Source organism: Streptomyces sp. PU-14G (assembly GCF_041028275.1).
In the GTDB taxonomy this organism is placed as follows: Bacteria; Actinomycetota; Actinomycetes; order Streptomycetales; family Streptomycetaceae; genus Streptomyces.
The window spans coordinates 16,984-39,249 of sequence record NZ_JASKYT010000025.1; the positions used below are offsets into that span (position 1 = coordinate 16,984).

Sequence of the window (22,266 nt, forward strand, 5' to 3'; positions counted from 1 at the left end):
GCGCCGCACGGCCGCCGACCGGCACCGTTCGCGCGGCCCGGGCCTGGGGCCACGTGCCATCGGCCGGTAAAGATCGTGAGTTGTGTCGGTGGTGGCCGGTAGGCTCGTACATACGATGACCGAGGATCTGTCCCCAGCAGAGCGGTACGCGGCGGCGCGCGAGCGAGCCGCGGAGCAGGCCACCGCTCTCGCCCCCTTCCGTGACATGTACGACTTCGATCTGGACCCCTTCCAGATAGAAGCGTGCCAAGCCCTCGAAGCAGGAAAGGGAGTGCTGGTCGCCGCGCCGACCGGTTCAGGCAAGACCATCGTGGGCGAGTTCGCCGTCCACCTGGCCCTCACCCAGGGCCGCAAGTGCTTCTACACGACGCCCATCAAGGCGCTGTCGAACCAGAAGTACAACGACCTGGCCAAGCGGTACGGCTCCGACAAGGTCGGCCTGCTGACCGGTGACAACAGCGTCAACTCCGAGGCGCCGGTCGTCGTGATGACGACCGAGGTGCTGCGGAACATGCTGTACGCGGGCTCCAAGTCGCTGCTGGGGCTCGGCCACGTCGTCATGGACGAGGTCCACTACCTCTCCGACCGCTTCCGCGGCGCCGTGTGGGAAGAGGTGATCATCCACCTTCCGGCGTCGGTGACCCTGGTGTCGCTCTCGGCGACCGTCTCCAACGCGGAGGAGTTCGGTGACTGGCTGGACACCGTGCGCGGCGACACCCAGGTGATCGTCTCCGAGGAGCGTCCGGTGCCGCTGTGGCAGCACGTGCTGGCCGGGCGGCGGATGTACGACCTGTTCGAGGAGTCGCGGGACAAGCGCGAGGTCAACCCGGACCTGGTGCGCATGGCCCGGATGGAGAACAGCCGCCTGCCCCGCGACCGCCGCAGGGGACGGCCCCAGCGGGAGGCCGACCGGGAGCGGGAGCGCCGCCAGCGCGCCAGGATCTGGACACCGAGCCGCCCCGAGGTCATCGACCGGCTGGACGCGGAGGGGCTGCTTCCAGCCATCACCTTCATCTTCAGCCGCGCGGGCTGCGAGGCCGCTGTCCAGCAGTGCCTGTACTCCGGGCTGCGGCTGAACGACAACGCGGCACGCGCGAAGGTCCGCGAGCTCGTCGAGGAGCGCACCAAGGACATCCCCGACAAGGACCTGCACGTCCTGGGCTACTTCGAGTGGCTGGAGGGCCTGGAGCGGGGCATCGCCGCGCACCACGCGGGCATGCTGCCGACGTTCAAGGAGGTCGTCGAGGAGCTGTTCGTGCGCGGGCTGGTCAAGGCGGTCTTCGCGACCGAGACGCTGGCGCTGGGCATCAACATGCCCGCCCGCTCTGTGGTGCTGGAGAAGCTGGTCAAGTGGAATGGCGAGCAGCACGCCGACATCACCCCGGGCGAGTACACCCAGCTGACCGGGCGCGCGGGCCGGCGCGGCATCGACATCGAGGGCCACGCCGTGGTGCTGTGGCAGCGCGGCATGGATCCGGGCGCGCTCGCGGGCCTGGCCGGCGCGCGGACGTATCCGCTGCGGTCCTCCTTCAAGCCGTCGTACAACATGGCGGTCAACCTCGTCTCGCAGTTCGGCAGGCACCGCTCGCGTGAGCTGCTGGAGACGTCGTTCGCGCAGTTCCAGGCCGACCGCTCCGTCGTCGGCATCTCCCGCCAGGTGCAGAAGAACGAGGAGGGCCTGGCGGGCTACCGCGCCTCCATGACCTGCCACCTGGGGGACTTCGAGGAGTACGCGGGGCTGCGCCGGCAGCTCAAGGACCGTGAGACGGAGCTGGCCAAGCAGGGCGCCAACCAGCGCCGCGCGCAGGCCGCGACCGCGCTGGAGCGGCTCAAGCCGGGTGACGTCATCCACGTGCCCACCGGCAAGTTCGCGGGGCTCGCCCTCGTGCTGGACCCGGGGGTGGGCGGTGGCCGCGGCTCCGGGCACCGCAGGGGGTACGACGGCGGTGCGGGCAACGAGGGGCCGCGCCCGCTGGTGCTGACCGCGCAGCGGCAGGTCAAACGGCTGGGGCCGATCGACTTCCCGGTCCCCGTCGAGCCGCTGGACCGGATGCGCATCCCCAAGTCGTTCAACGCGCGCAGCCCACAGTCGCGGCGCGATCTGGCCTCGGCGCTGCGCACGAAGGCGGGCCACCACGTGCCGGAGCGGCACCGCAAGCAGCGTTCGGCCGCCGCCGACGATCCCGAGATCGAGCGGCTGCGCAAGGCGATCCGCCAGCACCCCTGCCACGGCTGCGACGAGCGTGAGGACCACGCCCGCTGGGCCGAGCGCTACCAGCGGCTCCGGCGCGACACCCGCCAGCTGGAGCGGCGCATCGAGGGGCGCACGAACACCATCGCGCGCACCTTCGACCGGGTCTACTCCCTGCTCTCCGAGCTCGGCTACCTGACGGGCGACCACGTCACCGACGACGGGCGGGTGCTGGCGCGGCTCTACGGCGAGCTGGACCTGCTGGCTTCCGAGTGCCTGCGCGAGGGCGTGTGGGAGGGGCTGCCGCCCGCGGAGCTGGCCGCCTGCGTGTCCGCTCTGGTCTTCGAGGCGCGCAACGGGGACGACGCGCTGCCGCCCAAGATGCCCGGCGGCCGGGCCCGCGCCGCGCTGGGCGAGATGGTGCGTATCTGGGGGCGGCTGGACGCGCTGGAGGAGGACCATCGCCTCAGCGCCGCCGAGGGTGTGGGCCAGCGCGAACCGGACCTCGGTTTCGCCTGGGCCGCCTATCGCTGGGCGGAGGGCCAGGGGCTGGATGAGGTGCTGCGCGAGGCCGACATGCCCGCGGGCGACTTCGTGCGCTGGTGCAAGCAGGTCATCGACGTCCTGGGGCAACTGGCCGCGGCGGCGCCCGCGTCGGGCACGGTGGCCAAGAACGCCCGCAAGGCGATCGACGGCATGCTGCGGGGCGTCGTGGCGTACTCCAGCGTGGGCTGAACGCCCGGCCCTTGGGGCCTCTCACTCGGATCGTGCCCGCCCGTGTTGTATCGGGCGGGCCGCGCCCCGAAGGCCGCGCCCCCGAAGGGGCGCGGGGAACGGCTCCCCCAGCCTCCGGCCGGGAGGTGCCCCCACAAGCCACGACCCACCCGCGGACCGCACACGACGAGCAGCGGCACCCCTTACCGCAGCAAGCTCCGCGGGAGCCCCGGCGGCAACGCCGCTGACGCGCGGCTCGCCGCAGCCAGCGGCCAGCGACCAGCGGTCGCCAACCGGGCCCACGGCCCCGGACCCGAACCCACGGCCCGGAGCACCGATCCGTCGGAGCGCCCCCGGCTCCGACGGTCACGCGGCGGAGGGCTGGCCCTCCTGTTCCGCCTCTACTTGGGCGTTCCACTCGCGCTTGGAGGCCTGCCAGCCGTCCTCGTCCGCGCCGAGGCGCCAGTATCCGGAGATGGACAGCTGCTCCCTGGCGATGCCGCGCTCGAGGCGCAGGTGGCCGCGGAGCTCCTTGACGAAGCCGGCCTCGCCGTGGACGAAGGCGAGCACGCGCCCCTCGGGGAAGTCCAGCTCCCGTACGGCGGCGACGAGGCGCTCGCCCACCGGCGCCGTGCCCCGGTGCAGCCAGACGATCTCGGCGCCGGGCGGCGCGGGCAGCGGCTGTTCCTCCTCCGGCCCGGCGACCTCGATGAACGCCCGGACGGGTGCTCCCTCGGGTACCCGGGCGAGTGAGGCGGCGATGGCGGGCAGTGCGCTCTCGTCGCCGACGAGCAGGTGCCAGTCCGCGTCGGAGCTGGGGGAGTAGGCGCCGCCGGGGCCGAGGAAGTAGACCTCGTCGCCGGCGGTGGCGGACAGTGCCCAGGGCCCCGCCAGGCCCTCGTCTCCGTGGACGACGAAGTCGATCGTCAGCTCGCGGACGGCCGGGTCCCAGGTGCGCACGGTGTAGGTGCGCATGGCGGGCCACTGGTCGCGCGGCAGTTCGGCGCGGATGCGCTCGATGTCGAACGGCTGCGGGTAGTCGGCCCCGGGGACGGGGAAGAGCAGTTTGACGTAGTGGTCGGTGTGCTCGCCCGCGGGGAAGTCCGCCAGGCCGTCGCCGCTGAGGACGACCCGCACCATGTGCGGGGTCAGCTGTTCGGTGCGGACGACGCGGGCGTGGTGGAGCTGCGGCTTCCGGCGGGCCGGGCGGGCTGGACGGGCCTGGCGGTCTGGCACGGGGGCCTCCATGGACGGATGCGGGCACGGGAAGAGGGCGCGACGGAGAGACCGTAACTTAGGTATGCCTAACTTAACAGACGTGTGCCCGCGTGATCATCGGCCCGCGGCGGCAGATCAGGCCGCGAGGGCCCACGGCGGCGGGGTCAGCCCGCGAGCGTGGTCAGCAGCCGTTGCAGCGATCCGCCGAGCCCCCACCGCTCGGCCAGCTCCGCGAGCCCGGCCTGGTCGCGCGGGGTGCGCGGCAGCGTCAGGTCGGTGTCGGGGAGCTCCACGTCCCGGGCGACCCGCACCACGGCGGGTGCGACGTCCAGGTAGGCGGCGGCCTCCTTGAGCTTGGTGCGCTGTGCGGGGGTCAGCCGGGAGACCGGGTCGGCGGCGGCGGCGCGGATGCCGTCCAGGTCGCCGTACTGGTCGAGCAGTTTCGACGCGGTCTTCTCACCGATGCCGCGCACGCCGGGCAGGCCGTCGCTGGGGTCGCCGCGCAGTACCGCCAGATCCGCGTAGCCGGCGCCGTCGACCCCGTACTTCGTGGCCAGCGCGGCACCGTCGTAGACGTCGAGGCTGCCGACGCCCTTGACGGGGTAGAGCACGCGGACCGCGCGCGCGTCGTCGACGAGCTGGAAGAGGTCGCGGTCGCCGGTGACGATGTCGACGGGGCCGGCGGCCCGGGTCGCCAGCGTGCCGATGACGTCGTCGGCCTCGTACCCCGCGGCGCCGAGGCGGGCGATCCCCACGGCGTCCAGTACCTGTTCGATCACCGGCACCTGGGGGCCCAGGGTGTCGGGTGTCTCTTCCTCGTCCGGGCCGCCCTCGACCTCTTCGGCGACGCGGTGGGCCTTGTAGGAGGGGATCAACTCGACCCGCCACTGGGGGCGCCAGTCGGCGTCCATGCAGGCCACCAGCGCGTCGGGCCGGTGGTCGTGGACGAGCCGGGCGATGAAGTCGAGCAGCCCGCGCACGGCGTTGACGGGGGTGCCGTCCGGGGCGCGGACGCTGTCGGGGACGCCGAAGTAGGCGCGGAAGTAGAGCGAGGCGGTGTCCAGGAGCATCAGCCGGGGGCCGCCCGGCCCGTCCGGGGTCTTCGGTGCGTTTGCTGTGTTCGCCGGAGTGATGGTCACGGCCCGATGATGCCGCATGGCGCCGACAGCGCGTGCGCGGCGCGGACCGGTACCGCGGGGATGGGCGGGGGTGCCGGCGGAGGCGGTGCGTCCATTTTTGCCGGTATGAAGCGCGTCACTACCGGTTTGGAAGTTGAAGTTTCGAGCAGGAGCACCCTGGCAAGGCCTTCGTGTAGAGTGCATCTTTCCGGTATGCACCGTTTGCAGCGATTTACACCGCTCGAACCGAAGCGTGGGGGTGTGCCGGTACCTGTTGTCAAGACAAGAAGGTGAATGTGTCCAGGCTGAGAGCCGAACACCTGTACAAAGTGTTCGGGAGGAGAGCGGACCAGGCAGTAGCCCGGCTGGAAGCCGGCACGGACCGCGAAGAACTGCGTGCCCAGGGCACGACCGCCGCCGTGATCGACTCCTCCTTCGAGGTCGAAGAAGGGCAGATATTCGTGGTCATGGGGCTGTCGGGCTCCGGTAAGTCCACGCTGCTGCGGATGCTCAACGGCCTCCTCGAGCCCACGGCGGGGCGGGTCCTGTTCGACGGCGAGGACCTGACGGCGCTCCCGGCGCGCGAGCTGCGCCAGGTACGAGCCCACAAGATCAGCATGGTGTTCCAGCACTTCGCGCTCTTCCCCCACCGCAGCGTGCTGGAGAATGCCGCCTACGGCCTCGAGGTACAGGGCGTCCCGCGCGAGGAGCGCGACAAGCGCGCCACCGAGGCACTGGAACTGGCCGGGCTCAAGGGCTGGGAGACGTCCTGGCCCGACGAACTGTCCGGCGGTATGCAGCAGCGCGTCGGCCTCGCCCGCGCGCTGGCCACCGACGCGGACCTGCTCCTGATGGACGAGTCGTTCAGCGCCCTGGACCCGCTGATCCGCCGTGACATGCAGGACCAGCTCCTCCAGCTGCAGAAGACGCTGAAGAAGACCATCGTCTTCATCACCCACGACCTGAACGAGGCCATGCGCCTGGGCGACCGCATCGCCGTCATGCGCGACGGACGCATCGTCCAGATCGGCACCGCCGAGGACATCCTGGTCCGCCCGGCCACCGACTACGTCGCCTCCTTCATCCAGGACGTCGACCGCTCGCGGGTGCTGACCGCGGGCTCGATCATGGAGGAGAGCAAGACGGACGCCGCCGCGGCACAGGGCCGCGGACTCGGCAAGGCGTCGACGGTCACCACCGAGACCCCGCTCGCCGAGCTGTTCGACCCGTTCTCCACCAGCGAGGACGCGATGATCGTCACCGACGCCTCGGGCACTCCGGTCGGCGTCATCGACCGGGAGCGGCTGCTGGCCGCCCTCGCCGAGGAACCCCGCGTGGACGCGAGCGCGGCGGTGCCCGCCGCCGGTGTCGCGGCGGAGAAGACGACCGAGGACACCGGGGTGAGAGCACGTGCCTGAGTTCCACCCCGGCAACTGGGTCGAGGACGCCGTCGACTGGCTGCAGACGCACCTCGGCTGGCTCTTCGACTTCATCAACACGGTCCTGACCGGGCTGTACGACGGGATCAACGCCGTCCTGGGCGGCGGCGAGCCGCTGCTGCTGGCCGGTATCTTCGCCGTCATCGCGTTCTGGCTGCGCGGACTGGCCGCCGGCGTCATCGCCTTCGTCGGCTTCGTGCTCATCGACACCTTCCAGTTGTGGGAGGAGGCGATGCAGACGCTCTCGCTCGTCCTGGCCGCCGCCGTCATCACCATCGTGATCGCGGTGCCGCTGGGTATCTGGGCGGCACGCAAGAAGGCCGTCAGCGCCGCGGTGCGCCCGGTGCTCGACGTGATGCAGACGATGCCGGCCTTCGTCTACCTCATCCCCGGCGTGATGTTCTTCTCCGTCGGTACGACTCCGGGTCTGCTGGCGACGATCATCTTCTCCATGCCGCCCGGCGTCCGCATGACCGAACTGGGCATCCGCCAGGTCGACGGGGAGCTGGTGGAGGCCGCCGAGGCGTTCGGCACCAGCCCCAAGCACACGCTCACGCGGGTGCAGTTCCCGCTGGCGCTGCCGACGATCATGGCCGGTGTCAACCAGGTCATCATGCTCGCGCTGTCCATGGTGGTCATCGCCGGTATGGCCGGTGCGCCCGGTCTGGGCGAGCGGGTCTACGCCGCCGTCACCCAGGTCCAGATCGGTCTCGGTGTCGAGTCCGGTGTCGCCGTCGTCATCCTGGCCATGTACCTGGACCGGATGACCGGCGCCCTCAACGTGCGGGTCTCGCCGCTGGGCCGCCGGGCCGCCGCCAAGGCGACGGCCATGATGGGCCGGATGCGCTTCGCCCGCTACCAGCCGGGCACCGCCGTCGCGCTGTGCGGCATCGTCGTCCTCGCGCTGGTCGCCGGCGGCATGAACTTCGCCGACTCCGGCTCGAAGGACCAGGCCTCCGGCAGCACGAACGTCGGCAAGGGCAAGCAGCTCAACATGGGCTACATCCCCTGGGACGAGGGCATCGCCACCTCCTACCTGTGGAAGGAGGTGCTGGAGCAGCGCGGCTTCAAGCCGAACCTCAAGCAGCTGGACGCCGGGCCGCTCTACACCTCGATCGCCCAGGGCGAGACGGACTTCCAGACGGACGCCTGGCTGCCCACCACGCACCAGCAGTACTGGGACAAGTACGGCTCCAAGATGGAGAAGCTCGGCTCCTGGTACGGCCCCACCTCGCTGGAGCTGACCGTCCCCTCCTACGTCAAGGGCGTCGAGTCCCTGGAGGACCTCAAGGGGAAGGGCAAGAAGTTCGACGGCAAGATCATCGGCATCGAGTCCAGCGCCGGTGAGATGAAGATCCTCAAGGAGAAGGTCCTCAAGGACTACGGCCTGGAGGGCGAGTACAAGGTCGTCTCCTCCAGCACCTCCTCGATGCTCTCCGAGCTCAAGCGCTCCATCCAGAAGAAGGAGCCGGTCGTCGTGACGCTGTGGTCCCCGCACTGGGCCTACAACGCCTACGACCTGACCAAGCTGGACGACCCCAAGGGCTCCTTCGGCAAGGGCGAGAAGCTCTACAACGTCGGCCGCAAGGGCTTCGCGAAGGACAACCCGATCGTCGCGAGCTGGCTGAAGAACTTCCACCTCAAGGAGAAGCAGCTCACCTCCCTGGAGGACAAGATCCAGGGCGCGGCCAAGGGCCAGGAGCAGAAGGCCGTCAAGGACTGGCTGAAGGAGCACCCGGGCTTCGTCAACAAGATGGCGCCGGTGCCCGGCGGTGAGAAGAAGGAGGGCAAGGGCGCGGGCAAGGCCGTGAACATGGGCTACTTCCCCTGGGATGAGGCCATCGCGACGACCTACCTGTGGCAGAACATCCTGGAGGACCGCGGCTACAAGCCGAACGTCAAGCAGCTCGACCCGGGCCCGCTCTACACGGCCATGGCCCAGGGCGAGATGGACTTCCAGACGGACGCCTGGCTGCCCACCACCCACGAGCAGTACTGGCGCAAGTACAAGGACAGACTGACCGATGTCGGCTCCTGGTACGGGCCGACCTCGCTGGAGCTGTCCGTGCCCAAGTACGTCAAGGGCGTCGACTCCCTGGCCGACCTCAAGGGCAAGAGCGACATGTTCGGCGGGAAGATCACCGGCATCGAGTCCAGCGCGGGCGAGATGAAGATCCTCAAGAAGGTGCTCAAGGACTACGGTCTGGACAAGGAGTACAAGGTCGTCTCCTCCAGCACCTCCTCGATGCTCTCCGAGGTCGACCGTTCGGTGAAGCAGAAGAAGCCGGTCGTGGCGACCACCTGGTCCCCGCACTGGGTCTACAGCAAGTACCCGATGAAGAAGCTCGACGACCCCAAGGGCTCCTGGGGCAAGGGCGACCACATCCACGTCACCGCCAAGAAGGACTTCAAGAAGGACTTCCCCGAGCTGTACGGCTGGCTGAAGGACTTCCACATGTCCGAGGAGGACCTCGGCTCCCTCGAGGCCGCGATCCAAAGCGGCGGCAAGGGCAAGGAGAAGGAGTCCGCGCGCAAGTGGCTGGACTCCCACCCGGGCCTGGAGGACAAGCTGGCCCCGGTCAAGTGACCTGCGCCGCAGCCTGATCCGAGCACTGCCGGGACGGCCCCGCACCGCGTGTGAGAGCACGAGGCGCGGGGCCGTCCCGCGTCGCGGGGCTCAGGCGCCGTGGAAGGCGGGCAGTACCTCGTCCGCGTAGGCGCGGAAGAACTCCTCGTGGCGGGAGCCGATCTGCTGCACGTACACCTCGTCGAACCCGGCGTCGACGTAGCGGCGCACCCGGGCCCGATGCCGTTCGGCGTCGGGCCCGCACACCATCTGGGCGGCCACCGCCTCCCGGGACACCAGCGAGGCGGCGGCTGTGAAGTCCTTCTGGCGGGTCAGGGTGGAGGGCACCTGCCCCGGCAGCAGTTCGTTGGCCCAGAGCCGGTGGGCCTGCTCCAGTCCGTCCTCCTCGTCGGGCGCCCAGCACACCTTCATGCCGCCCTGCACGATGCGGTCCCCGCCGCCCGCGTCGCGGTAGCGGCCGACCAGTTCGCGGTCGGGGGAGGCGGTGCAGAAGGCGTCGCCGATGCGTGCGGCCAGCTCGACGGCCTTGGGGCCGAACGCGGACACGGAGATCGGCACGGGCCGCTCGGGCACCGTGTAGAGGCGGGCGTCGTCGACGCGGTAGTAGGTGCCGTGGTGGGTGGTGCGCTTGCCGGTGTGCAGCCTGCGGATGATTCCGACGGCCTCCTCCAGGCGGGCCAGCCGTTCGCCCGGTGGCGGCCAGTGCTGTCCGAGGATGTGTTCGTTGAGCGCCTCGCCGGATCCGACGCCCAGGGTGAAGCGGCCCTCCAGCTGCACGGCGGCGGTCGCCGCCGCGTGGGCGACGATGGCCGGGTGCATCCGGAAGGTGGGGCAGGTGACCGCGGTGCCCACCGGCAGCGAGGTGGCCTGGGAGAGCGCTCCGATGACGGACCAGACGAAGGGGCTCTGGCCCTGGGCGTCCATCCAGGGGTGGAAGTGATCGGAGATCCACAGCCGCTGGAATCCGGCTTCTTCGGCCATCTGTGCCTGACGGACCAGCTCTTTGGGCCCGAATTCCTCGCAGGAGAGAAAGTATCCGATGCTGACCATGACCCCATGAGTACCTTTTCCGCCCATAACGAAACAGAACTGTCAGGCCGTCACCTTCCCTGCGTATTGCCCGCGTAGGGTGGGGGCCATGACGTGCCGGTCGGTCGTGTCGCTCGTTCCCTCCCTCACCGAGGCGGTGGCCGCCACCGCGCCCGGACTCCTTCTCGGCGCGACGGACTGGTGCACGCACCCGGGCGGCCTCGACGTCACCAGGGTGCGCGGCACCAAGAACCCGGACGTGCCGGCCGTCGTCGCGCTGGCTCCCGACCTGGTGCTCGCGAACGAGGAGGAGAACCGCCCCGAGGACCTGCGCGCCCTCCGGGAGGCCGGGCTGCGGGTGATGGTGACCGAGGTGCGCTCGCTGGAGCAGGGCTTCGCCGAGCTGCACCGGGTCCTGACCGAGGGCTGCGGCCTGCCGCGCCCCGACTGGCTGGAGGCGGCACAGCGCGCGTGGGCACAGGCCCGCGCCCGCCTGGACGTGCGCGCCGTCGTCCCCGTCTGGCGGCGGCCGTGGATGGTGCTGGGCCGGGACACCTTCGCCGGTGCCCTGCTGGCGCACCTGGGCGTGCGCAACGTCTATGCCGCACACGCCGAGCGCTACCCGCGCGTCCCGATAACCGAGCTGGCGGAACCGGGCCGCGCCGACGTGGTCGTCCTGCCCGACGAGCCCTACAGGTTCACGGCCGACGACGGCCCTGAAGCCTTCACCGGCACGCCCGCCGCGCTCGTCAGCGGACGCCACCTCACCTGGTACGGGCCCTCGTTGGTAGAGGCACCGGACGTCCTCGGCGCCGCGCTGTCGGCCGCGCTGCGCTGAGCGGCCGTTCCGCGTACGCGGCGAACCGGCCGCCGCGCCCCCGCTGACCGCGCGTCAGCGCCCCCCGCTGACCCGTTGCGCCTGAGCCGCCGTCACCAGGGCAGCCATCACGCGCAGGTCCTCGCCCGCCTCCGGGTGCCACTGGAGGCCGAGCACGAAGCCGTCGGCGTCCGGCAGCTCGACGGCCTCGACGGTGTGGTCGCCGGTGGCGTGCGCGCTGGGCACGAGCCCCTCGCCGAGCGTGTCCACCGCCTGGTGGTGGTAGGTGGGCACCGACACGGTGTCCTCCTCGTCCAGCACCTTGGCCAGCAGCGTGCCCGGGACGGGCCTGACCTCGTGCGTGCCGAAGACCCCCGGGGCGCCGCGGTGGGCCTCAGCGGTCGGCATGTGCTGGACGAGCGTGCCGCCCAGGGCGACGTTCAGCAGTTGCATGCCACGGCAGATCGCGAGCAGCGGCACGCCTCGGGCCAACGCCTCACGGGTGAGGGCCAGCTCCCAGGCGTCCCTTTCGGGGTAGGGCGGTCCCGTGCGCGGGTCCCGTTCGGCGCGGTAGCGGGCCGGGTCCACGTCGGGGCCGCCGGCGGTGACGAGCCCGTCGAGGCGGGAGACCAGGTCGGCCACCGCGGCGGGGTCCTCGTCGGGCGGGAGGAGAAGGGCGCGGGCGCCGGCGCGCTGGGCCATGCGGTGGTACGCCGCCGGCAGGAGGGCTGCCGGCAGGTGCCAGACGCCCCAGCGGGCCGAGGGCTCCAGGTAGGTGGTGATGCCGATGAGGGGCGGTGTCACGGTTGCTCCAGGGTGCGGGTCGCGGAACAAAGGGGAGGGTACGCGGCCGAGCGTGCTCAGTCCCGCAGCTCTTCCTCCGCCTTCGCCAGCGCGGCGAACTCCTCTTCCGGGGCCGCCGCCACCAGCCGGTGGCGGGAGTAGAAGGCGAAGTAGGCGAGGGCCACCGCGTAGACCAGCAGGGCGATGAGCGCGGCCTGTTTGTCGACCAGGAAGGTGGCGACCAGGGCGGCGAGCGCGAGGACGAAGGCGACCGAGGAGGTGAGGACGCCGCCCGGGGTGCGGTAGGGGCGCGCCAGGTGGGGTTCGCGCCTGCGCAGCACGATGTGGGAGAGGGACATCAGGGCGTAGGAGATGGTGGCACCGAAGACGGCGACGTTCAGCATCGTGGCTCCGTCACCGCTGCCTGCGGCCAGCGCGAAGCCGAGGGCGCCGGGGAGCAGCAGGCCCAGGTAGGGGGCCTTGCGGCGGCTGGTGAGGGAGAGGAAGCGGGGCAGGTAGCCGGCGCGGGAGAGGGCGAACAGCTGGCGGGATCCGGCGAAGATGAGGGAGAAGAAGGACGCCACCAGTCCCGCCAGGCCCGCGTAGTTGACGACGCGGGAGAGCGCGGTGGCCTCGCCGCCCGGCTCCAGGGCCTCGACCAGCGGGTTGCCGACGTCCTGGAGGGCGGCCGAGCCGCGTGCTCCGGTGGCGGCGACGAAGGTGAGCAGCGCGAGCAGCAGCAGGACGCCCATCGAGGCGGCCATCGCCTTGGGCAGCGTACGCGCCGGGTCGCGGGTCTCCTCGGCGGCCAGCGGCACGCCCTCGACCCCGAGGAAGAACCACATGCCGAAGGGGAACGCCGCCCAGATGCCCAGCAGCCCGAACGGCAGCCAGGAATTCGCGCCCGCCGCGCCGTGGTCCACGGGGATGTCGTCGAGGCCGCTGGTGTGGAAGTCGGTGAGGGCGCCGAAGACGAACACCAGCAGCGCGGCGACGGCGATCGCGGTGACGACGAGGGAGAAGCGCAGCGCCTCGCCGACGCCCCACAGGTGGACGCCGATGAACAGGACAAAGCAGGCCAGGTACACGGGCCAGCCGGACTCCAGGCCGAACAGGCCGAGCGAGGCGACGTAGTCACCGATGAAGCAGACGATGGCGGCCGGTGCGAGCACGTACTCGATCAGGATGGCGGTGCCCGTCAGGAAGCCGCCCCAGGGGCCGAGGGCGCGGCGGGCGAAGCCGTAACCGCCGCCCGCGGTGGGCAGGATGGCGGACAGTTCCGCCAGTGCGAAGACCATGCAGGTGTACATGAGGCCCATGAGGACGGCCGCGAGGGCCAGCCCGCCGAAGCCGCCCTCGGCCAGGCCCGCGTTCCATCCCGAGTAGTCTCCCGAGACGACGTAGGCGACGCCGAGTCCGGTCAGCAGCAGCGGGCCCGCGCTGCCGCGCCGCAGGGTGCGGCGCTCCAGGTACGCGGCGTCCGGGTCGGGGCGCGGCGGCTCGGCGCCCGTGCCGGGGCGCGGTGTCGCGGCGGGTGGGGCCGGGTCGCCGTCCCGCACGGGGTCGGACCAGGACGCGGACTGTTCGGTCATGTGCCACACTCCCGCCGTCAGCCAATGGTGTGCTGGCACACCTTTGTGCGCGTGGGCAGCCCAGCGCAACCCTTGTGCGGCAACAAGCCGCGCCCGCGGGCGGCCTTCCGGGGCGTACGGGACACGGTGCGCGCCCCGCCTCACGCCAGAAAGCCCCGCAGCAGGGACGCCGTCCCCGCGCAGTGCTCACGCGCGATCGCCCGTGCGCCCTCGCCGTCCCCCTCCAGCACGGCGGCCACCAGCCCGTCGTGCTGCTGCTGGGCGTGCTCCAGGTTCCGTACGAGCAGCGGAATGCGGCCCAACAGGTCGTTGAGCGAGGCGCGGACCGCGGCGTACTGCACGGTCAGGGACGGCGATCCCGCCAGCTCCACCAGCGTCAGGTGCAGCAGCGTGTCGTGCCTGCGGTAGTCGGTGAGCGCCGCCTCGCGGGTGGCGTCCAGCGCCTCGCGCAGCCGTGCGGCCTCGGGGTCGGACAGGCCGCGCGCGGCGCACAGTTCGGCCGCGCCCGCCTCCAGAACCTCGCGGAAGGCGAGCGTGTCCTCCAGGTCGGGGGCGTGTCCGCCGCGCACCCGCTCCGGCGCCGCCGCGCCGCCGGCGGGCGACGGGCGGGGGAGGACGAAGGTGCCGCCGTACCGGCCGCGCCTGCTGACCACGACGCCCTGTTCGGCCAGCACCCTGAGCACCTCGCGCAGGGTGACCCGGCTGATGCCCAGACGCTCCGCGAGCTCCCGTTCGGCGGGCAGCCGTTCGCCCTCCGCGACCAGGCCGAGCCGGACGATCTGGAGTATCTGTTCCAGCGCTTCCTCGAACCCGTTGCCCGCGCGCACCGTGCGCAGCACCGTGGCCAGCCTGTCGGCCCGCGGTGTGGAACGCATGGGAACCTCTTCCGTTTCAATGGTTTCCATGACTACCTTATGGCTTCCGCTGACCCGACAGGAGGCCACTCGTGGCAGACCGCCCACCACCTCTCGCCGTCGACGAGCTGAGGAAACGCGTCGAAGCGGGCGAGATCGACACCGTCGTCCTGGCCTTCACCGACATGCAGGGCCGCCTGGCGGGCAAGCGGTTCGCCGCCCCCTACTTCCTCCAGCACGTCCTCGACGGCGGCAGCGAGGGCTGCAACTACCTGCTCGCCGTCGACGTGGACCTCAACACCGTGGACGGCTACGCCATGGCCTCCTGGGAGCGCGGCTACGGCGACTTCGCCATGCACGGTGACACCGCCACCCTGCGCCGCGTCCCCTGGAACCCGGGCACCGCGCTGCTGATCGCCGACCTCGCCTGGCACGACGGCTCGCCCGTCGTCGCCTCGCCCCGGCAGATCCTCAAAGCCCAGCTCGACCGGCTCGCCGAGCGCGGCTGGAGCGCGTACGCCGGCACCGAGCTGGAGTTCATGGTCTTCCGCGACACCTACGAGCAGGCCTGGGACAGCGGCTACCGCGGCCTGACCCCCGCCAACCAGTACAACGTCGACTACTCCGTCCTCGGCACCGGACGCGTCGAGCCCCTGCTGCGCAGGATAAGGAACGAGATGGCCGCGGCCGGCATGGTCGTCGAGTCCGCCAAGGGCGAGTGCAACCTGGGCCAGCACGAGATCGCCTTCCGCTACGCCGACGCGCTGACCACCTGCGACCAGCACGTCGTCTACAAGACGGGCGCCAAAGAGATCGCGGCGCAGGAGGGCCAAGCCCTCACCTTCATGGCCAAGTACGACGAGCGCGAGGGCAACTCCTGCCACATCCACCTCTCGCTGCGCGACGAGAGCGGCGCGACCGTCCTCGCCGACGACGCGGGCGAAGCCGGCATGTCGCCCCTGATGCGGCACTTCCTCGCGGGACAGCTCGCCGCCCTGCGCGAGTTCACCCTCCTGTACGCGCCGAACATCAACTCCTACAAGCGCTTCCAGCCCGGCTCCTTCGCCCCCACCGCCGTCGCCTGGGGACCCGACAACCGCACCTGCGCCCTCCGCGTCGTCGGCCACGGGAGCGGGCACAGGCTGGAGAACCGCGTCCCGGGCGGCGACGTCAACCCCTACCTCGCCGTCGCCGGAATGATCGCGGCCGGACTGCACGGCATCGACAACGCGCTGGAGCTCCCCGAAGCCTGCACGGGCAACGCCTACGCGGGCGACGCGGCGCACGTCCCCGCCACCCTGCGCGAGGCCGCGCTGCTGTGGCGGGACAGCGACCTGGCCCGGGAGGCCTTCGGCAGCGAGGTGGTGGACCACTACGCGAACATGGCCCGCGTCGAACAGCAGGCCTACGACACGGCCGTGACGGACTGGGAGCGCTACCGCTCCTTCGAACGGATGTGAGGGACCGACCGCAGTGCAGCACGAAACCGCCCAAGCCCGCACCGGGCCGCCACCGGCCGAGCAGCTGGAGATCATCAATCCGGCGACCGAAGAACTGATCACGACCGTCCCCGCCACCACCCCGCAGCAGGTGGACGCCGCCGTCACCCGCGCGGAGGCGGCGCAGCGCACCTGGGCGGCGCTGGCACCGGCCGACCGGGCCAAAGCGCTGCGCCGCTTCGCCTCCACCGTCGACGGGCACATCGAGGAACTGGCCGTCCTGGAGACCCGCGAGGCCGGGCACCCGCTGGGCAACGCCTGCTGGGAGGCGGGCAACGTCCGCGACCTGCTCGACTACTCCGCAGGCGGCGTCGAGAGGCTGACCGGCCGGCAGATTCCCGTCGCCGGGGGTGTCAACCTCACCTTCGCCGAGCCGCTGGGCGTGGTCGCCGTCATCGCCCCGTGGAACTTCCCCATGCCGATCGCCGCCTGGGGAACCGCGCCCGCGCTCGCCGCCGGGAACGCCGTCCTTCTCAAACCGGCCGAGACCACGCCGCTGACCGCGCTGCGGCTGGCCGAACTGGCGCTGGAGGCCGGACTGCCCGAAGGGCTCTTCCAGGTACTGCCGGGCGAAGGGCCCGTCACCGGTACCGCGCTGGTCGGACACCCGCGCGTCGCCAAGGTCGTCTTCACCGGCTCCACCGCCGTCGGCAAACGCATCATGGCCCAGTGCGCCGCCACCGTGAAACGCGTGACCCTCGAACTCGGCGGCAAGAGCCCCAACATCGTCTTCGCCGACGCCGACCTGGAACGCGCCGCCGCCAGCGCCCCAGGATCCTTCCTCGACAACACCGGACAGGACTGCTGCGCCCGCAGCCGCATCCTCGTCCAGCGCGGCGTCCACGACCGCTTCCTGGAACTGCTGGAGCCTGCTGTCCACGCCTTCCGCGCCGGCAACCCGGCCGACAGCGCCACCGACATGGGCCCGCTGATCTCCGCACGCCAGCGCGAGCGCGTCCGCTCCTACGTGCCCGAGGACGCACCCGCCCTGATCCGCGGCAGCGTGCCCGAGGGGCCCGGCTACTGGTATCCGGCGACCGTCCTCGCGGGCACACCGGGCGACCGGGCCGCGGCCGAGGAGATCTTCGGCCCCGTCGCCGTCGTCATCCCCTTCGACGACGAGGACGAGGCGGTACGGCTCGCCAACGACACCGACTACGGGCTCTCCGGCTCCCTGTGGACCCGCGACGGCGCCCGCGCCCTCCGCGTCTCGCAGGCCGTCGCCGCGGGGAACCTGTCCGTCAACTCGCACGCCAGTGTCCGCTACTCCACCCCCTTCGGCGGCTACAAGCAGTCCGGGCTCGGCCGAGAACTCGGCCCCGGCGCGCTCGCCGCCTTCACCGAGACCAAGAACGTCTTCCTCAGCACCGAGCCGAGCACCGAGGAGAGCCCGTGACCGACCAGACCGCCGCATGCCGCCGCCTCGTAGGACGTACGGCCGTCGTCACCGGCGCCGGCAGCGGCATCGGACTCGCCACGGCGCGCCGGCTGGCATCCGAGGGCGCCCACGTGGTCTGCGCCGACGTGGACGCAGAGCGGGGCAGGGCCGCGGCCGAGGAGACCGCCGGGCTGTACGTACAGGTGGACGTCACCGAGCCCGAGCAGGTCGAGGCGCTGTTCCGCACCGCGCACGAGACCTACGGCTCGGTGGACGTCGCCTTCAACAACGCGGGCATCTCACCCCCCGACGACGACTCCATCCTGGAGACCGGCCTGGACGCCTGGCAGCGCGTCCAGCACGTCAACCTGACCTCCGTCTACCTGTGCTGCAAGGCCGCCCTGCCCTACATGCGCGCCCAGCAGCGCGGCTCCATCATCAACACCGCCTCCTTCGTGGCGGTGATGGGCGCCGCCACCTCGCAGATCAGCTACACCGCCTCCAAGGGCGGAGTCCTGGCCATGTCGCGCGAGCTGGGCGTCCAGTTCGCCCGTGAGGGCATCCGGGTGAACGCCCTGTGTCCGGGCCCGGTGAACACCCCCCTGCTCAAGGAGCTCTTCGCCAAGGACCCCGAACGTGCACAGCGCCGCCTGGTGCATGTGCCGGTGGGGCGCTTCGCCGAGCCCGAGGAGATCGCCTCGGCGGTGGCGTTCCTCGCCAGCGACGACGCCTCGTTCGTGAACGCGGCCGAGTTCCTGGTCGACGGAGGGATCGCGGGCGCCTACGTCACTCCGCTGTAGTTCCCGCGTCGCTGCTCTATAGTTCCCGCGTCACCGCGCGGTGGTCCCGCGGGGGCGCCCACCGTGCGGCGGTCCTTGGATGTAGCGTGCACACAGTCAACGTCGACAATCCAGGAGGGGCGCCACATGCGCAGCAGACCCGTGCTGACCGGCCTCACCATGGCCGCGGCTCTCGCGGCCACTCTCGCACCAGGGCCCGCCCAGGCCCAGGGCCACCACGGCGGTGGCCGCCACTGCCCGCAGCTGTCCACCGAGTTGCCGTGGCACGGCAGCAACCGCGCCAAGCTCCAGCGCACCATCGACGAGCGCGGCACGTGCTCACCGCACTGGCGGGGCGGCAAGCACCGGCCCGTCGCCGCGTTCGACTGGGACAACACGATCGTCAAGAACGACTCGACGGACGCCACCATCTCCTGGGCCCTGCGGCACGACAAGATCCTGCGGCCCGAGGACTGGGCGGCCACCAGCAAGTGGCTCACCCCCGAGGCCGACCGCGCGCTGACCGAGGCGTGCGGCACCGACGTCCCCGTCGGGCGCCCCCTTCCCACCTCGACGAACGACGACTGCGCCGACGAGATCCTGCAGGTGCGCGGCGAGGCGGAGACGATGAGCGGCCAGGAGGCCTTCGCCGGGAAGTGGAACCACCGGCGCACCGTCCCCGAGTACGCCTGGGTGCCGCAGCTGTTCGCAGGCCACACGGTCGCCGAGCTGCGCTCCTACGCCCGCGCGGCCCGCGACGAGGCGCTGGCGGCCCCCGTCGGCAGCGAGCGGAGGGTCGGCACGCACACGGTCCCCGCCTACAGCCGCTACTACGCGCAGCAGAAGGACCTCGTCCGCACCCTTCAGAAGGCCGGGTTCGACGTCTACATCGTCTCGGCAGGCTCGGAGCCGGTGACCGAGGAGTGGTCGAGCGGCGTCGGGATCGACAGGAAGCATACCCTCGCCATCCGCAGCGTCGTCAGGCACGGCCGCATCACCCCCTACACCGAGGGCTGCGGCGGCACCGGCGTCAGCAAGGGCGAGGAGATCCCCTACATCGAGGGCAAGCGCTGCGTCATCAACCAGGAGATCTTCGGCATCGAAGGCGAGAAGGCCTGGCAGAAGCAGGACTGGCGGCACCGCGTCGCGATCGGCGGGGGTGACGCGGACACCGACGTGACGTTCGTCGGCGACGCCACGGGGACCCACCTCGTGCTCAACCGCAACAAGCCGGAGATCATGTGCCGCGGGTACGACGACGCGGACGGGCGCTGGGCGGTGAACCCGATGTTCATCGAGCCGCTGCCGCGCCAGGAAGACGCGTACCCGTGTTCCAGCGAGGCCTTCACCAACCCGGACGGCTCCGCCGGCCCCGTGCGCAGGGGGGATGGTTCGGTCATCGCCGACCAGGAGGACACGGCGTACGGGAAGGAAGCCTAGGGCCTCTCGTTTGGATCTTGCTGGGCTCGCGGCCCCAACCACCGCCTCGGGGGCGCCCCTTGCCGGGGCGCCCCTGTGGGGCGCACGGATGTGCCATAGGGTTCGGGCGTGAGCATGACGACCCCACCCGGCTGGTACCCAGAACCCGGGCAGACGCCCCAGCTTCCGCCGCGGGAACGCTGGTGGGACGGCCACAACTGGACCGCCCAGACCCGGCAGGCCACGGGCACGCCCTCCGCGCGGGGCGGCGGCCGAGCCGGGCGCGGGCCGCTGATCGGGCTCGTCGCCGGCATCGTGGGCGCGGTGGTGCTCGCCGCCGCGCTCGCCCTGGGCAGCGTTCTCCTGCTGGGCGGGGACCCCGACGAGGGCGGCGCCACGGAGGCCGGACCAGGCGTCCCCTCCCCGGCCCCGGAGGGCAGCACCCCCGGCGACAAGGGCGAAAGCGCCCCGCCGCGGGACGACGAGCCGCCCTCGAAGATCCCGGAGGTCGCCCGTGATCCCCTTCTCGGCGTCGGCCTGACCGCGCCCGAGGGGTGGGAGCGGGCCAGCGACAGCCACGCGGCCGTCAGCAGCGAGCACGAGTACACCTGCCCCGCCTCCCGCAAGGAGGAATGTGTCAGAGGCGGCGGTGTACTGAAGGCGACGAACGGTGCCGGGAGCGACAAGGGCGCGCTCAAGGAGCTGACCGAGGCGCAGGTGGCCGAGAACGCGAAGACGTCGTACCCGAAGAAGTCGTACGGCGGCATCACCGGGCACCAGGTCGTCGAGTCCGGAGCCGTCACCGTCGCGGGCGAGCCGGGCTACCGCGTCCGGTGGCGCGTGGCGAACAAGCTGAAGCCGGACGCCTACGTCGAGGCCGTCGTCTTCCGCTCACCGGAGAGCTCGCAGCGGACTCTCGCGCTGTGGAGCAGCGTCGACATCGCCGACGACGCGCCCCCGGCCTCCGACCTGGACGCACTGCGCAATGGCGTGGTCGCCACGGGTGCCGGCGAGGACGAGGGCCCCCGCGAAGCCGTGTGAGGTACCGCCGCCCGCCCGGTCCGCCCGGTCCGCCCGAGAGGCGAACCCGGGCGGCTCCTCCGGGGCCGGCCGGCAGCCGCGCTCACAGGAACGTCATGCCCTCGCCCCGGTACGTCGGCACCGACTCCGCCACCCTCTCGCCCGCCACCAGGTGCAGCCTCTCGAACCGCTCGCACAGCTCGCCCGACTTGGCGTGCCTGAACCAGACCTTGTCCCCGATCAGGAGGTCGTCGGCGGGCTGCCCCAGCAGCGGCGTCTGCACCTCGCCGGGGCCTTCCTGCGCGTCGTAGCGCAGCCCGCCGGGCAGGTACGGCTGCGGCAGCCGGTCGCGCCCCGCCACTCCGGAGGCCGGATAGCCCCCGCCCAGCACGGTCACCACCCCCACGCCGGGCCTGCGCACCACGGGCATGGCGAACAGCGCCGCGGGGCGGCCGGTGAACGAGGTGTAGTTGTCGAACAGCCGCGGCACGAACAGGCCCGACCCCGCGGCGATCTCGGTGACCGCCTCCTCGGCCGCCGTGTGCTGCACACTGCCGGTGCCGCCCCCGTTGACGAACTCGACGTCCGGGGCCACCGCCCGCACGGCCGCCACCGCCGCCGCCCGGCGGACGGCCAGCTCACGCCGCGCCGCAGCCTGCATCAGCCGCACCGCGCGGGAGCGCAGCGCCGCGCCCGGAACGGCGTCGCCGACACCCGCCACATGCCCCTCGTAGGCCATCACCCCCACCAGCCGGAAGCCGGGCCGCCGCTGGACGAGGCGGGCGAGGGAGGCCAGATCGGCGGGGGAGTGCAGCGGGGAGCGGCGCGCGCCGACACGCACGCGCCCGCCCAACAGCCGCAGCGACGTGTCGAGTTCGAGACACACACGGATCTCCTCGCGACCGCCCTCCCGCGCGGCGTCGATCAGCGCGAGCTGCGCGGGATCGTCGACCATCACGGTCACCGAAGCCGCGAGTTTCGGGTCACCGGCCAGCTCCGCGTAACTGGACCTGTCGGCCGAGGGGTAGGCGAGCAGCACGTCCGTGACGCCCGCGCGGGCCAGCCACAGCGACTCGGCGAGGGTGTAGCTCATCACCCCGCGGAAGCCGTCCTTGGCCAGCACCCGCTCCAGGAGCGCACGGCAGCGCACCGACTTGGTGGCGACGCGCACCGGTTTGCCCCCGGCCCGCCGCACCAGGTCCTCGGCGTTGGCGTCGAACGCCTCCAGATCGACCAGGGCGAGCGGCGCGTCCAGGTGAGCGGTCGCACGGTCGTACCGTGCGCGGTCGGCGGCGAGATCGACAGTCGTATCGAACACCCTGGCAGCTTGCCAGAGCCACGCGCCGCGGCACAGCCCCGGTACCTGCTGACACCGCGCCGCGACCGGCGTGTTCGCCCACTCCGGCACGGTCCTCACCGCTGCCTCGGGCGGGTTGCCCACCTGCCAGGTGCGCACCGTAGAGTGACGCCGCACGCCGTGACGGGACGGCACACGGCAACAGTTCACTGAGGCCCCCGCGAACCGCCCTGCACCGCACGGCGTTCGCGCGGGCCGCACCGCGCGAAGGGGGGCGCACATGGGAGCCGACGCCGAGCGCGCCCCGGTGCCCGAGCGTCCCTCCGCCCCGCCCAGGCCCGCCGTGCCGCCGCGCCCGTCCCACGCGCCGGCCGACGCGTCCCACGCGACGCCCCCACCGTCCGTGCCTCGGTCGGGTTGCCCTCCTGCCAGGTGCGCACCGTAGAGTGGGGGGGGGGGGGGGGGGGGGGGGGGGGGCACCGCACGGCGTTCGCGCGGGCCGCACCGCGCGAAGGGGGGCGCACATGGGAGC

The 22,266-nt window shown here is 71.9% G+C and carries 16 protein-coding genes; 9 read left to right on the forward strand and 7 right to left on the reverse strand.

Annotation, left to right across the window (positions count from 1 at the left end; genetic code table 11):
• Nucleotides 1–115: 115 nt before the first annotated feature.
• Complete coding sequence (locus tag AB8Z75_RS05210) at nt 116–2,926, forward strand: DEAD/DEAH box helicase (protein ID WP_369200165.1); 2,811 nt, start codon at nt 116–118, stop codon at nt 2,924–2,926.
• A 345-nt stretch (nt 2,927–3,271) separates the two neighbouring features.
• On the opposite strand, the gene AB8Z75_RS05215 is transcribed toward AB8Z75_RS05210, so the two are convergent.
• Both AB8Z75_RS05215 and AB8Z75_RS05220 read right to left on the reverse strand, forming a co-directional pair.
• Complete coding sequence (locus AB8Z75_RS05215; protein ID WP_369200166.1) at nt 3,272–4,141, reverse strand: siderophore-interacting protein; 870 nt, start codon at nt 4,139–4,141, stop codon at nt 3,272–3,274.
• A gap of 146 nt (nt 4,142–4,287) precedes the next feature.
• Nucleotides 4,288–5,193: a 5'-3' exonuclease H3TH domain-containing protein gene (locus AB8Z75_RS05220; protein WP_369200181.1), complete on the reverse strand. Its 906-nt coding sequence runs from the start codon at nt 5,191–5,193 to the stop codon at nt 4,288–4,290.
• A 344-nt stretch (nt 5,194–5,537) separates the two neighbouring features.
• On the opposite strand from AB8Z75_RS05220, the gene AB8Z75_RS05225 reads away from it, so the two are divergent.
• Together AB8Z75_RS05225 and AB8Z75_RS05230 are read left to right on the forward strand one after the other, a co-directional pair.
• Nucleotides 5,538–6,659 (forward strand): glycine betaine/L-proline ABC transporter ATP-binding protein, encoded by a 1,122-nt coding sequence (locus tag AB8Z75_RS05225; protein ID WP_369200167.1) that lies wholly within the window; start codon nt 5,538–5,540, stop codon nt 6,657–6,659.
• On the forward strand, nt 6,652–9,267 hold the full coding sequence (locus AB8Z75_RS05230) for an ABC transporter permease/substrate binding protein (protein WP_369200168.1): 2,616 nt from the start codon (nt 6,652–6,654) through the stop codon (nt 9,265–9,267). The genes AB8Z75_RS05225 and AB8Z75_RS05230 overlap by 8 nt, the downstream gene beginning before the upstream one ends.
• Nucleotides 9,268–9,357: 90 nt before the next feature.
• Here AB8Z75_RS05230 and AB8Z75_RS05235 read toward each other — a convergent pair whose 3' ends face one another.
• Nucleotides 9,358–10,317 (reverse strand): TIGR03557 family F420-dependent LLM class oxidoreductase, encoded by a 960-nt coding sequence (locus AB8Z75_RS05235; RefSeq protein ID WP_369200169.1) that lies wholly within the window; start codon nt 10,315–10,317, stop codon nt 9,358–9,360.
• A gap of 88 nt (nt 10,318–10,405) precedes the next feature.
• On the opposite strand from AB8Z75_RS05235, the gene AB8Z75_RS05240 reads away from it, so the two are divergent.
• Nucleotides 10,406–11,134 (forward strand): helical backbone metal receptor, encoded by a 729-nt coding sequence (locus tag AB8Z75_RS05240; protein WP_369200170.1) that lies wholly within the window; start codon nt 10,406–10,408, stop codon nt 11,132–11,134.
• Nucleotides 11,135–11,188: 54 nt separating this feature from the next.
• Here the strand turns inward: AB8Z75_RS05240 and AB8Z75_RS05245 are convergent, their stop codons facing one another.
• The 3 genes from AB8Z75_RS05245 to AB8Z75_RS05255 form a co-directional block, all read right to left on the reverse strand.
• Complete coding sequence (locus tag AB8Z75_RS05245) at nt 11,189–11,917, reverse strand: gamma-glutamyl-gamma-aminobutyrate hydrolase family protein (RefSeq protein WP_369200171.1); 729 nt, start codon at nt 11,915–11,917, stop codon at nt 11,189–11,191.
• Between the two features lie 56 nt (nt 11,918–11,973).
• Entirely contained in the window at nt 11,974–13,488 is a 1,515-nt protein-coding gene (gene eat, locus AB8Z75_RS05250; RefSeq protein WP_369200172.1) for an ethanolamine permease, read from the reverse strand.
• A 140-nt stretch (nt 13,489–13,628) separates the two neighbouring features.
• Complete coding sequence (locus AB8Z75_RS05255) at nt 13,629–14,363, reverse strand: FadR/GntR family transcriptional regulator (protein WP_369200173.1); 735 nt, start codon at nt 14,361–14,363, stop codon at nt 13,629–13,631.
• Between the two features lie 71 nt (nt 14,364–14,434).
• Between AB8Z75_RS05255 and AB8Z75_RS05260 the strand changes: the two genes are divergently transcribed.
• The 5 genes from AB8Z75_RS05260 (at nt 14,435) to AB8Z75_RS05280 (ending at nt 20,458) form a co-directional block, all read left to right on the forward strand.
• On the forward strand, nt 14,435–15,802 hold the full coding sequence (locus AB8Z75_RS05260) for a glutamine synthetase family protein (protein ID WP_369200174.1): 1,368 nt from the start codon (nt 14,435–14,437) through the stop codon (nt 15,800–15,802).
• Between the two features lie 13 nt (nt 15,803–15,815).
• On the forward strand, nt 15,816–17,237 hold the full coding sequence (locus AB8Z75_RS05265) for an aldehyde dehydrogenase (protein WP_369200175.1): 1,422 nt from the start codon (nt 15,816–15,818) through the stop codon (nt 17,235–17,237).
• Nucleotides 17,234–18,019, forward strand: coding sequence for a 3-oxoacyl-ACP reductase (locus tag AB8Z75_RS05270; RefSeq protein WP_369200176.1), 786 nt, complete (start codon nt 17,234–17,236; stop codon nt 18,017–18,019). The genes AB8Z75_RS05265 and AB8Z75_RS05270 overlap by 4 nt, the downstream gene beginning before the upstream one ends.
• Before the next feature lie 126 nt (nt 18,020–18,145).
• Nucleotides 18,146–19,438: a haloacid dehalogenase-like hydrolase gene (locus AB8Z75_RS05275; protein ID WP_369200177.1), complete on the forward strand. Its 1,293-nt coding sequence runs from the start codon at nt 18,146–18,148 to the stop codon at nt 19,436–19,438.
• 114 nt (nt 19,439–19,552) lie between these two features.
• Nucleotides 19,553–20,458, forward strand: a complete 906-nt coding sequence (locus AB8Z75_RS05280) for a DUF2510 domain-containing protein (RefSeq protein WP_369200182.1) — start codon at nt 19,553–19,555, stop codon at nt 20,456–20,458.
• An 82-nt stretch (nt 20,459–20,540) separates the two neighbouring features.
• On the opposite strand, the gene AB8Z75_RS05285 is transcribed toward AB8Z75_RS05280, so the two are convergent.
• Nucleotides 20,541–21,755 (reverse strand): amino acid deaminase/aldolase, encoded by a 1,215-nt coding sequence (locus AB8Z75_RS05285; RefSeq protein ID WP_369200178.1) that lies wholly within the window; start codon nt 21,753–21,755, stop codon nt 20,541–20,543.
• Nucleotides 21,756–22,266: the final 511 nt, after the last annotated feature.